The following is a 12,755-nucleotide window of genomic DNA, read 5'->3' as shown; positions in this document are numbered from 1 at the left end:
ATCAAAATAAACTCTTTATAAATGCAAATTATTGATGGAAAAACCACTTCACAAAAAGTGAAGGACGAGATAGCAGTTGAAGTAGCTCAAATTAAAGAAAAAGGAGGGAAGGTACCTCATTTGGCAGCCATATTGGTAGGGCACGATGGAGGTAGTGAAACTTATGTAGCAGCTAAGATTAAAGCATGTGAATACGTTGGTTTTAAATCTTCTCTGATTCGTTTTGAGGATGATGTAACAGAAGAGGAGTTGCTGGCTAAGGTTGAAGAGTTGAATAATGATGCAGATGTTGATGGTTTCATTGTACAGTTGCCATTACCAAAGCATATTTCGGAAGAGAAAGTTACTGATGCCGTAGATTATAGAAAAGATGTGGATGGATTCCACCCTCAAAATGTTGGGCGGATGAGTATTGGATCTCCTGCTTTTGTTTCTGCTACTCCACAAGGTATTATGGAGCTTATAGAGCGTTATGAGATAGAAACTTCAGGAAAGTATGTGGTGGTTATCGGAAGGAGTAATATTGTTGGTCGCCCAATGAGTATTCTTTTATCGCAAAAAGGATACCCGGGAGACGCAACTGTAACAGTTTGTCATAGCCGTACCGCTAATTTAAAAGAGATGTGTTTATCGGCAGATATTATTATTGCTGCTATTGGTGCTCCCGAGTTTGTAAAAGCAGATATGGTTAAAGAGGGTGCTGTGGTAATTGATGTAGGTACTACACGGGTTAAAAGCGATGTAACCAAATCGGGCTGGAAGTTAAAAGGAGATGTGGCTTATGATGAAGTTGCTCCGAAGTGTTCATATATTACTCCGGTTCCCGGAGGTGTAGGGCCAATGACTATTGCTTCGTTATTATTGAATACCTTAAAAGCCGCAAAGAAAGAGATTTATTAGAAGCGTGTAGCTTATAGTTGATAGCTTATAGCTTATAGCCGATTGCTTATAGCAAATGGCTATTTACATGCTGATTAAAATATTATACCTGTCAGGTTATAGCAGATAATGCTAATAAGCCTGACAGGTTTTTTTTTGTAAATATTCCAGAGTTCCTTTTTGTAAACCTAAATCTGGAAAAACTGAAGATAAAGAGCTCTTGTGATAAAAATAATATTACTTTTGCAGCCGAAAATTTAAAATTTGATGAAATGGACGAAGGCCCTTGTCATAGGAAAATAGAGTATTAACAGTTCTGTAAGGGCTTTGTGTTTCCTTGCAGATAAAAATTTGTAAGGAGGCATCATCATGATTAAGATCTTTAAAACATTTGGTGGATACGTTGAAATCAATGAACCACAAAAAGACTGCTGGATAAATATTACCAACCCTACCGAAAAAGAAATCAATAAACTTAATAGCGAATTTGGTTTGCCTAATGATTTGGTAAACGATATTTTAGACCAGGATGAAAGACCCCGGATAGAATTTGATGATTATTGGACATTGATCATCCTTCGTATTCCGGTTGAAACAGAAAATAACGGTGTGCCGTTTTCGACTATACCCTTGGGTATTTTTATGGCTGAAAACTTTACTCTGACACTTTGTTTGCAGGATAACCAGGTTTTGCCTATTGGTCAACCATCTCCTTTTAGAGACCAATACAGGGAAATTACAGATAGTATTAATTTTATTCTTAGGTTGTTTCTTCGATCCGGCAACCTGTATTTGCGGTATTTAAAGCAAATAAACCAGATGACAGCCTTAATAGAACAAGACCTTGAGAAGTCAATTAAAAACAAGGAATTAAACAAGTTGTTGAAGATGGAAAAGTGCCTGGTTTACTTTATTACATCCATAAAAGCAAATGAAATTGTTTTGGCAAAACTTCGCAATTCAAAAAAGATAACTACAGAAATAAATGAAGAGTTGCTCGAAGATGCTTTTATTGAAAACAAACAGGCGCTGGATATGGCACAAATTTATTCCGACATACAAAGTGGAATGATGGATGCCTTTGCTTCAGTTATTTCAAATAACCTGAATGTGGTGATGAAGCAATTGACACTTATTTCTATTATACTGATGATACCTACATTGATTGCGAGTATGTTTGGAATGAATGTGCCCAATTTTATGGAAAACTCCATGTGGGCCATGCCATCCATAATATCCGGATCTCTGGCTTTGTCATTTTTGGGAGTGATGATATTCCGAAAAAGACAGTGGTTTTAGTGGGAGTGGATAAATATTTGTTGAGTTAGATCCCCGGTTTCTGTCTACTCTAAACCTAAGTTTCCCTTATGGAGTTTCTCATTTTAAGGAAAGCTTTGGAGAAGGGTTCACTCAATTGTCAGTAGCAGGAAATTAAGCTAAAGCGCAGCGTTCTAAAGGCGCAGCCGTCCTATCAGCTATCAGCTATCAGCTATCAGCTATTCTATACGGATTCGATCTTATTTACAGGGCGCTTATAAAGATCGGATCCGGGATCCGGGAGAAATTATTCCTGAGCAAAAGTTGTATTAGTAGCAGGAAATCAAGCTAAAGCGTAGCGTCCTAAAGGCGCAGCCGTGCTATCAGCTAATAGCTATCAAAATATCAAGGTGGCAAGTGCGGAGTGCAAAGAGCAGAGGGTTGAGAGCGTAGAGCAGCCTTCTCCTACCAAAACCAATCTTTGCCCTTTTCTTTGGGCGCAGTAACTTCTGTGTTTTTGGTAGATGTTTTTTTAACCTTATTGCGTTGCATCCATTTTGAAATTACTGTTGTGAGAACTCCTGCTAGCAGGGTGATCGCAGACCGGATAATCATTGTTTGAGGATCTGCATCCTGGGTCGAGAAGATTTGAGCATCTGTTGTTTCCATAACTCCTAAAGTACCCAGTGAACCGATGGCGAAATTTTTAAGTTCATGCATCTTTCTGTTTTTGTAACCTCCCTTAAAATTGATCAGGTTTTAAAAGAGGTTGGGTTAAACATATATCGGCCGAATTTTTAGTTAACTAGTTATTTGTCAATGGTTATTTGTCAAAAGTCATTCAACTATAAAGCTGAATCCTACCGCACGATAACCATTAATAATACTTCTTTACAAGCTGTAAATCACTTTTAACTTTCAACTTTTAACTTTCAACTAATTTGTATAATGCTAAAGTATATCCAAAAGGGGGGCGAAAAAATAACAGTAATTTTACTGTTACTTTTTGTTGTTGTAATGTGTTGATATTTAGTAGTGTATAAAATTGCGTTGTTTGGGTTGTGCTTGGTTTTTTCCCTTAAAATGGCCCGGGATTCCGATTTTTGCCCAAAATGCCTGTTTTCGATTCCACTTTGGGGTAAAAATGGCTGTTTTCGATTCCGATTTGGGTGTTTTTTGCACTTTTTGCGAATTTTCTTCGCACCGTCTTCGCAAAACCTATGCATATGGTATGCACTTTCAATGCATCAGCTATGGGTTTGCAATGAACCATTTATGAACCACATTCCCCTTTGTACACGGGTATAACACAGACTCATCGCAGGTTCTTTGCCATAAGGGTGCGAAGAACCTGCATTGAACCTGCCATAAAAATGTGTGGAATTGCGAATGTGTATCATAGTTGAATAGGAGAAGGGTAGGGGAAGGTTGCTAGAATATGCATTGAAAATTATTTAATTACCAGATCTAACTTTGTTAAGTTACTAGTGGAATAAAAAAATATCAGAATTAGTGGTAGCATTTATTTGTTACCGCTTTTTTAGTTATTTAGCTAATTAGTTATTTTTGCAGAAAAAAAATGGAATGTAGAGTAGGATGTGCTGCTTGTTGTATAGCTCCCTCCATATCGTCGCCGATGCCAAAAATGCCTGAAGGTAAACCAGCGGGAGTGCCATGTGCCCACTTAACCGATGATTTTAGGTGCGAACTATTTGGAAAGAAGGAGAGACCTCGGGTTTGTGGCGGATTTACACCGGAGCCTGAGTTTTGCGGCAATAGCAGGGAAGAGGCCATAAAAATATTATCTGATCTGGAAGGATAATAATTAAGCATTGTTTAATCAGAAAACAAAGCACCTTGGTGTTATAGTGTTTTTTGTTTTTATTGACTGAAAGTATGAAAACGGTTGGGAATTTCTTTTACCAGGTATATAAGTGGATTGTTTTTATTCCGGTTTTTGCCATTGCAAGTGTTGTGTTTTCGTTAGGGGCAGCCTTGTTGGCCATGTTGATTTCACCTAGGGTGGGGAGTTTAAGTGGCGTTATGTGGGCCAAAACGGTTGCTTTTTTTACTCCAATGCGTGTTGCTGTAACAGGTAGGGAGCATATTACAAAAGGGCAGTCGTATGTAATTGTGGCAAACCATCAAAGTGCTTACGATATTTTTGCCCTGTATGGGTTTTTAGGTATCGATTTCAGGTGGATCATGAAAAAGGAGTTGCGTCATGCCTTTGGAATTGGACCGGCAAGTGCCAGGGTAGGTCATATTTTTATTGATCGCTCCTCGCCAAAGGCTGCGTATGATTCAATTAAAGAAGCCAAAAATAAGTTGGTAAAGGGAACCTCAGTGGTTGTTTTTCCGGAAGGTACAAGGAGTGATAGCAACACGGTAAGGCGTTTTAAAAGTGGAGCATTTAAGATTGCAGAAGATCTGGAATTGCCAATATTACCGGTAACAATAAAGGATACGCACAAAATTTACAGGGGGAAGGGTGTTGATGTAAAGCCGGGGAGGGTGAGTATTACGATAAATCCCTGCATCAATACAGTTGGTTACAAGGGGGATATAAAAACACTGATGGAAGTAACCCGGGAGGCATTGATCCAGCCTATTAAAGAGTATAATCAATAACCCACCAATACAGCGATAGCCATAAATAAAAAACAATAAAGCATTAACAGCAAAAACAGGGGATATACAAACCTGATCCATTTTACGTAGGGTATGTTTGCCAGGCTTAGCATAGCCATTAACAAACCTGAGGTAGGAATGATTTCATTGGTAAACCCATCTCCCAGGGTAAAAGCCAAAACCGCAGTTTGTCGGGTGATTCCTAAAATATCTGCCAAAGGAGCCATTAAAGGCATGGTAACGGCTGCCTGACCGGATCCGGATGGAATAAAGAAATTGAGAAGGCTCTGGAAAACTAGCATCCCTTCGGCTGCAACAATTTTAGGAAATTGTTGTAAGTATGTTGCTGCATAATATATTATGGTATCCATGATCTGCCCGTCTTCTAAAACTACCTGGATACCCTTGGCAAATCCAACTACCATGGCTGGAACAAGCATCTCTTCCATGCCTTTTATAAAGTGCCTGTTTGCTTCTGATAAGGACAAGCCGGAAATAATGGCGACACCAATGCCCATTAATAAAAATGCTGCCGACATTTCATTTATCCACCACCCTTTTTCCTGGATAAAATAAAGCATCAAAAGAAAGATTACAGTGCAAAAAATCGAAATCCATATATGTTTCCAGGAGAGCTTTATCTTTTGAAGTTCAGAATCGTCAGGAGCAATATAAATGTCTGCCACAACCGACCTTTGGGGATTGTTTTTTATTTTTTTTCCATATCTAAGTACATACCATAGCGTAGTGGCCATACATAAAACAAAAAATATGATCCGGGGTAGCATTCCACTTCCTATAGGAACTTCGGCTATGCCCTGGGCAATTTGTACTGTGAATGGATTGGTGGTTGAGGCTGCAAAGCCAATTCCTGCAGCGAGGGTAACAATGGAGAATCCATATATGCGGTCGTATCCCAGTTTGGTGGCTGTAATGATAAAAATGGGTATTAGCGGTATTAATTCTTCACCCATGCCAATGGTTGAACCGCCTATCCCAATACAAATCATTAATATGGTAGTGAGCAATGGTCCTGAATCAGAAAAGCGATGCACCAGGGCCTGGATTGTAGCTACAATAGTTCCTGATTTTTGGAGAATTCCAAATGTGCCACCTATGATAAACAAAAAGAAGATAATGGATGATGCGTTGGTCATCCCTCTGGGAATGGCAGATAATAACTGCAGTATGCTTACAGGTGTGGCAAGCGTGTCAGATTCTTTTCCCAGAAGTATGCCTGAAATGGAGTAGTGTTTGGGTATTTGCTTGTACGAGTCGGGAATAACTATTGTTTTTTCTGAGGATCCATATTGCTCTTGTATTCGCTGGTATGATCCGGAGGGGATGAGGTAGGTTAAAATGCTGCAAAATAGAATGACCCCTGCCAAAAGGATAAACACGTGTGGAAATTTTAATGCAGACCATTTAATTGATTTTGGAAACAGGTGCTTCATTATATTGCATTTTTTTTGATTACCGATGTTTTACCCAACAACGGCCATCTAAACAAGATACAAACTTTGATAAGCTAAATCAATAAGGTTTTTTGGTAAAGTGTTTAGAGTTTAAAACTCTGGCTGCTTTTTTATTTTGATATTTTTGCCACTTGTAGGGTGAATAAATTCAAGGTATTCGGCATGTAAATAAAGCCTGTTGCTTTTTGTTCCATACAAGTCATCGCCAACAATAGGGGTATTCAGGCCTTGCGGATGGGCGGCATGAACCCTCAATTGGTGGGTGCGTCCGGTAATAGGGAAGAAGTGTACTCTTGTTTTTCCATTCGTTCTTTCAAGAACCTTATATTTTGTGCGGGCCGGTTTGCCATATTCATAACAAACCAGCTGGCGTGGCCTGTCATCAAGGTCAACACGAAGCGGAAGGTCAACCAGCCCTTGGTCTTCTTTGATAATGCCATCTAAAAGGGCTACATACCTTTTTTGTACGGTTCTGTTTAAGAATTGCTTTTGCAATATTTTGTGGGCTTCTTTGTTTTTTGCAATTAAAATCAAACCGGAAGTCGACATGTCCAGCCTGTGAACCAATAAAGGCCCGGTGGCATCAGGGTATTTTTGTTGCATCCGGAACCATACCGAATCTTCAGTTTCTTTTCCGGGAACGGATAAAAATTCGGCCGGTTTGTTTACAACTACAATATCATCATCCTCATAAACAGTTTCCAGTTCATGGGTGCTGATGGTGGGGTTTTGAATGGGGTTTTCATCAACCTGTAAACCTTTAAGCATGTGCCCCAGGATGGGTTTGCATTTGCTGTTACATGACGGGTAAAAATTGCCATGCTTCCTGATTTCGGACTTGGGACTTTGTCCCCACCAAAACTCAGCCATGGCAATAGGTTTAAAGTTGTTTAGATAGGCGTATTGCAAAAGCTTTGGAGCAGCGCAATCGCCTGCGCCTGCCGGAGGAATCTTTTGCGAAGTATGTTTGAAAATGTCGCACAAGTCAACCTTCTCACCCATAAAATTAAGGAACCGGTACTGTTCAAACAGCTTCTGTTGTAGCAGGGCAGACCTGTTTTTGCGTTCATCTTTTAGGGTGTCAATCTTTGCTAAGAATAGATCAAGTTCTGTTTTGTTTTTTAATACTTCTGCCTCCCAGTGTTTCCTGAGTTGTTTATAATCGTATTGGTGTTTAAGGCTTTCTTGCTTTAGCTCTTCTTTTAGCTCTTCAAACAGAACCGGGGATAATACGGCTTCCTGTTCTTTTCGTTTGTTGTCTCTTTTTTTCTTTTCAAGCTTCATAAACGATTTAAAATCGCTCAATTCACGGGTGGAAGAACTTAATGATCTCTGGTAAGAATCTTTAAGATTTTTGTATTGTGAAGATTCTTCAAGGTGTTGTATTTGAAGATTGATTTGGCTGATGAGATCCTCTTCAGGCTTAAAAAATCCATTCTTGTCGAGTAAATCATAAACAGGAGGTACAAAACCAGGTAATGTATTGGTGCCAGCCAGTTTACCACTGAAAGCTTTAAGGTATCCAATCTGCCCATCAGGGGTTTCAACAATCATAACCCCAAACATTTTTCCAATATTTGTTCCTTCAACAAAATGATCAATGCCAAAGTCATGTTTCCATACTTGTTGCGTAAGCAAATGTTGCTGAAGTTCTTTGGCGGCAATAATGCACAATGGGTGAGGTTCGTAATAAAAGGGGTAAGTAAATTTTTCAGGAAGATTTATTTTACTAATATCTTCCTGAAAATATGTGAAATAATTATTTGCGTTATCAGATGTGTGATCCATATCCCTTTTGTGTAAATAGGCCACAAAAATATAAACCTTTTGTAAACCTTACTAACCAGATATGCTTAAATTGTAAACATGTATGAAGTTCATTAAGTATGAAGTTCATAAAGTTTCATTACTGACTGACTAATGTTAGAGGGAGAGTTGTATTGATTGGGAAAATAGGTATTTATGAATTTGGGCGATATGTGAGGCACGAACCGGGAGGTGGTTTTTAAAACTTAAATTTCCAATTTTTTAAATTAAAATAACAGAGGCATAAAATTACCTCCCCGCTCCTTATTAGTCCTCTTTTTTCTTTTCGCGTAATTCTTTTTTAAGTTGTTTTAGTTCTTCTTTTAAAGCTTTCATCTCAGCTTCAAGTTCTTCTTTGTCAATATCTGCCTCTTTTTTTATGGCTTCAAAATCTATATCAGCCATTTCGGCTTGGATAATGGAGTCCACGTTCAGTTTTTCAATTTCGGAACCGGCCATTTCAATGGCAATATTTGCGGCCTCCAGTGATGTTTTCACTATCTCTTCAATGTTCATGTTTTCCAGTACGCCGGCAGCAATCTCTAATCCGGATTCGGCAGCCTTTAATCCTAACTTTTGCGCCTCCATGCATCCATCCATGCTGTCTAGTTCAATATGGATTTCTTTCATGGCTTCCCTGATTTCTTCTCTGGCATCTTTTAATTCCATTTTGATTTCCAGATTGATGGAATCCAGATTGATTTCTTCCATGGCAGCTTCAATCTCAATTTGTGCTTCCTGCATAATCTCATCAAAATTAATGTCTTTTAAGGCAAGATGTATTTCTGCAATCATTTCCTGAGAGATTGCTTTATCTTTTTCAGATAGGGCAATTTCTATGGCCTGTTCAACTTCTTCGCTTATGTTATGCTTTTCTTTGGCATCTTTCACTTTTTCTTCTACCGCAGAAATTATACTGTCTCTTTCGTGTTTGGTTTGTATAATAATGGTCCGTTTGCGGTTGTTTGTTTTATCGTTGTCTTTTTTAGTTTCGATAGTATCAGTTAATGTAGCATCTTGGTAGATGTTTTGGTTGCCAACTGAAAATGAAACCAGGAATATACTGCTGATAATAATAAAAGAGGCAATTATCTTTTCCGTTACATTTGTTTTCATGGTTCTGTTTTTTTGAATTCGTTTAATTCTTTCTAATAAGCTGCTCTTTTTGGTTCCGAATGCCATGGTCAGGTTTTCTTGTTCATAAGTAAAAATCTGGGCATTGGTAAGGGCTTTGGCATAGGTAACTTTATCCCCGGTAAGCTCTATGGCAATATCGTCGCAGCTGTGTTCTCGTTCATCTCTGATGCATCTGGATATGGTCCATATGGCAGGATGGTAAAAAAATACAATTTCAATTACTGACTGGATAATGTTGAATAAATAGTCATTTCTTACAATATGTGCCAGTTCGTGTGCAATTATAGCCTCTATTTCTTTTTCTGATAAACCAGTAAATGCCTTTACCGGGAAAAGAATAATGGGTTTCATAAATCCCAGGGTTAAAGGCGAAAATGTATGTGGTGATTTGTATGCTTTTATCACTTTGCTGATGTTTAATGAATTGGAAAACTCAATTAGTTTTTCCATCCACTTTTCTTCAAAGGGTAATAATTGTAAAGTCCTCAGGCGCCGGTTGTATGCAAGTCCACCCAGTAACCTTACGGTAAATAGTCCAATACCAATAAGCCAGACTGTTAAAAATAAGGGGAAATTCCTTTGGAACCATGCACGTAATTTTACTGTTTGCAGGTTAAAAGATTCCTCTGCTGGTTGTGTTTTATTATTTTCAGATGAAGCAACCAGGTTTTTAAAATAATCAGGATTGCTAATCAGTTCCTGGCGCATGTCTTGTTTTTCGGAAGCATACTCATAGGCTTTTATAAAAGTAGAACACGACCATCCCAGCATGATAATTAATGCTGTAAAAGATATAAAGTATCTGACTTGTGCCGAGTACTTCTTTAAAAGGCTAAGTAAAAAAAGTAAGCCAATAAGTAAGATTATTCCCTGCCACAAAGAATGAATGATGGTCCACCCAAGGGCTTCTGTAATTTCCGGTGAAAAAATACTCTTAATTGGTTGCATAATTTATGAATTAGATTCGTTTTCCATTTGCTCAATAATTTTCTTTATTTCGGAGATCTCTTCTTTTGAGGTGGTTTTGTTGCCAAGTAATTGCATGACTAAAGAAGAAGCTGATCCTCCAAAGGTAGAATCTACAAACCGATCCAGGAGCCTTCCCCTGGTTTCTTCTTTTTTGTAGCTCGAATAATAGAGATGGCTTTTGCCATTGGCTTTTCGGTGGAGTAGCCCTTTGGTGGTCATCTTCTGCATTATTTTCAGGGTTGTTGTGTAACCTACACTTTTATTTACACTGATCAAATCATGAATATCCTTTACTGTTAAAGGTTCTTTTTTCCAGAGAATATTCAAAATTTCCAGTTCTGCGGCTGTTGGAGCTACTTTTTCCATGATAATAGTATTTAATACGACTCTTGTCGTACAAAGTTATACGACTCTTGTCGTAATTGCAATAGGTGAACCTGCTTTTTTTCAAAAAAATTAATAGTATGATTCGACCAATTGGACGGTTAGTGTGATTTAAATAGCACTTAAATAATGAATTATAGATGTTTTTATTAATCATGAGGTAATGTATTATGTTTTAAAGTTTGTACATTTGCTGGTGAAATATTGTTGTTGAAATATCATTTTAATGAAGTAATATGAGGTTAAATAAAGTCCTTATTTTCGTTTGTATATGTTTGTTTTATCAGGTATCCTCAGCTCAGGATGCTAACACCTTATCTAAAGGTGAAACCTTGGATGTGGTTACCTGGAATTTGGAATGGTTTGGTTGTCCGGCTAAGTCAAATAATGCAACGTCATTTTCTCAACAGCTTTCAGAAGTCAGTTCAAAAATTATAGAATTGGATGCTGATGTATACGCCTTACAGGAAGTGGTAAATGATAGGATTAATGGTTATTTTTTAGAGAAATTAGTAGAGGAATTGAATAAAAACGCTGCACCCAATAAATATGCCGGCTTTTATTCTGATAAATATAGTTTTTACTTTAATACACCTACAACAGATTTTCCTTCTCAAACCTTGTGTTATATAATAAATACAGGTACGGTAGGACTTGTGGAAGAAGATGCCATGTTTTCCGGGATATATAATGGCTATAACACAATGGCTATTGAAGGTTATGAAGGTACTTCAACTTCGTTTTGGGTAAGTGGAAGGTTGCCATATATGTTGCAAGCTATTGTATCTGTAGATGGAAAGAGCCAGTTGATTGATTTTGTGAATATCCATGCCAAATGTTGTGATAACGGAGAAACACGAAGGGGGTATGATGCTGATTATTTGTATGGTGCTATGGTTAATGATTATGCTGATGACAATGTGATTTTGTTGGGGGATTATAATGACGATATGGAATATATAAATCCTTATGGTTTGTGGTATGCAAATGATAATGAGTTTTTTAAAGATGTAGCCGGGGAGGGGATTGACCATATTAGTCTGTCGAATGAGTTATACGATGAATATGATCCGTTAACCAATAATGAGGTTGTGAAAACTGTTGAAATTTCAGATCATGATCCTGTAATGATCCGGTTGTTGTTAAACGATGCACGTCAGCCGCAAACCATATCTATAGAGCAGGTAGAAGATCAGGATCCGGGTGCCAGTATAAGTTTTTCGGCCTTAGCTACTTCAGGTTTGGCGGTTGAATACAGCGTGTTAAAAGGTGAAATAGAGTTAAATGGCAATCAGGCTCTGTTGAATACAGCAGGAGAGGTAGTGGTTCAGGCTGTTCAGCGGGGAGATGGAGCATATGCTCCTGCATTTTCAAGAGTAATATCGTTTCAAGTGGGGAAAAAATCGCAGACAATAGATTTTGAACCAATAGAGAACAAGACCGTTGTAGATGATCCATTTGTCCTTGTAGCCACAGCAAGTTCGGGTTTGCCGGTTGTATATGAGTTAGTAGAGGGAAATGTAACAATTGAAGGTGATTTGGTAACTATTGAAGATAAGGGACAGGTAATAATTAAAGCGGTACAGGTAGGTGATCATAATTATGAAGCTGCGGAAGCTACCCAGGCATTTATGGTAGAAGATAAGGATGGTATTGAAGATGAATATGCAGCAAAAGTAAAGCTGTTCCCAAATCCTGCAACGAGCAATGTTTATCTGAAATTGCCGGATAGTACACCCAAATTGATCGAGCTTTATAACATTTCTGGGGCTAAAATAAAGAGTTTGCAGGCTTATGATGAGGCTAATGTTGATGTTAGTCAATTGTGTAATGGTATCTATTTTATTCAGATAGTTAAAGACAATTTTAGGGTAACGAAAAAGATTCAGGTAAACAGATAGGCCTTAGTTTTTGCTGATACTAAGTATTGAGACACAAGTATCAAGACACAAGTATCAAGATAATTCCCATCTTGTAATATTCTTAATTCTATAAGGGCAAAAGAAGTTATAGTAGCAAGCGATCAAGCTAAAGCGCAGCGTGCTAAAGGCGCAGCCGTCCTATTGGCTAATGGCTATTTAAGTATTGAGATGGCAAGTGCGGAGAGTAAAGAGCAGAGGGTTGAGAGCGGAGAGCAGCCTTCTCCTACGAAAACCAATCTTCCTCTTTGCCCTGAGGCAAGGGGGAAGTACCATGCAACAGGCATGGGGATGGGGG

The 12,755-nt window shown here is 38.3% G+C and carries 10 protein-coding genes; 5 read left to right on the top strand and 5 right to left on the bottom strand.

What is annotated here, in order from left to right:
- Positions 1–21: 21 nt before the first annotated feature.
- Together folD and OM074_RS11270 are read left to right on the top strand one after the other, a co-directional pair.
- The gene (gene folD, locus OM074_RS11275) at positions 22–900 is read left to right on the top strand and encodes a bifunctional methylenetetrahydrofolate dehydrogenase/methenyltetrahydrofolate cyclohydrolase FolD (protein WP_301199579.1); all 879 of its coding nucleotides are present in this window, start codon (positions 22–24) and stop codon (positions 898–900) included.
- 348 nt (positions 901–1,248) lie between these two features.
- Positions 1,249–2,178, top strand: a complete 930-nt coding sequence (locus OM074_RS11270) for a magnesium transporter CorA family protein (protein WP_301199578.1) — start codon at positions 1,249–1,251, stop codon at positions 2,176–2,178.
- 423 nt (positions 2,179–2,601) lie between these two features.
- Here OM074_RS11270 and OM074_RS11265 read toward each other — a convergent pair whose 3' ends face one another.
- Positions 2,602–2,856: a hypothetical protein gene (locus tag OM074_RS11265; protein ID WP_301199577.1), complete on the bottom strand. Its 255-nt coding sequence runs from the start codon at positions 2,854–2,856 to the stop codon at positions 2,602–2,604.
- 859 nt (positions 2,857–3,715) lie between these two features.
- Between OM074_RS11265 and OM074_RS11260 the strand changes: the two genes are divergently transcribed.
- Both OM074_RS11260 and OM074_RS11255 read left to right on the top strand, forming a co-directional pair.
- Positions 3,716–3,958 carry a YkgJ family cysteine cluster protein gene (locus tag OM074_RS11260; RefSeq protein ID WP_301199576.1) on the top strand — a complete coding sequence of 81 codons (243 nt, stop codon included), beginning with the start codon at positions 3,716–3,718 and terminating at the stop codon, positions 3,956–3,958.
- Between the two features lie 74 nt (positions 3,959–4,032).
- Positions 4,033–4,767: a lysophospholipid acyltransferase family protein gene (locus tag OM074_RS11255; protein ID WP_301199575.1), complete on the top strand. Its 735-nt coding sequence runs from the start codon at positions 4,033–4,035 to the stop codon at positions 4,765–4,767.
- On the opposite strand, the gene OM074_RS11250 is transcribed toward OM074_RS11255, so the two are convergent.
- The 4 genes from OM074_RS11250 to OM074_RS11235 all read right to left on the bottom strand — a co-directional run bounded on the left by OM074_RS11250 (position 4,761) and on the right by OM074_RS11235 (position 10,520).
- Complete coding sequence (locus OM074_RS11250; protein WP_301199574.1) at positions 4,761–6,221, bottom strand: YfcC family protein; 1,461 nt, start codon at positions 6,219–6,221, stop codon at positions 4,761–4,763. The two genes, OM074_RS11255 and OM074_RS11250, sit on opposite strands and share 7 nt — an antisense overlap.
- A 111-nt stretch (positions 6,222–6,332) precedes the next feature.
- Positions 6,333–8,030, bottom strand: coding sequence for an RluA family pseudouridine synthase (locus OM074_RS11245; protein WP_301199573.1), 1,698 nt, complete (start codon positions 8,028–8,030; stop codon positions 6,333–6,335).
- Between the two features lie 285 nt (positions 8,031–8,315).
- Positions 8,316–10,133, bottom strand: coding sequence for a M56 family metallopeptidase (locus OM074_RS11240; protein WP_301199572.1), 1,818 nt, complete (start codon positions 10,131–10,133; stop codon positions 8,316–8,318).
- A gap of 3 nt (positions 10,134–10,136) precedes the next feature.
- A complete protein-coding gene (locus tag OM074_RS11235; RefSeq protein WP_301199571.1) occupies positions 10,137–10,520 on the bottom strand; it encodes a BlaI/MecI/CopY family transcriptional regulator in 384 nt (127 codons plus the stop codon).
- 254 nt (positions 10,521–10,774) lie between these two features.
- Between OM074_RS11235 and OM074_RS11230 the strand changes: the two genes are divergently transcribed.
- Positions 10,775–12,439, top strand: coding sequence for a T9SS type A sorting domain-containing protein (locus OM074_RS11230; RefSeq protein WP_301199570.1), 1,665 nt, complete (start codon positions 10,775–10,777; stop codon positions 12,437–12,439).
- Positions 12,440–12,755 lie beyond the last annotated feature (316 nt).

The organism is Plebeiibacterium marinum (assembly GCF_026013615.1).
Lineage (GTDB): Bacteria > Bacteroidota > Bacteroidia > Bacteroidales > Marinilabiliaceae > Saccharicrinis > Saccharicrinis marinus_A.
Note: the sequence above shows the minus strand (reverse complement) of the source record. Positions and strands in the feature narration are given on the sequence as shown.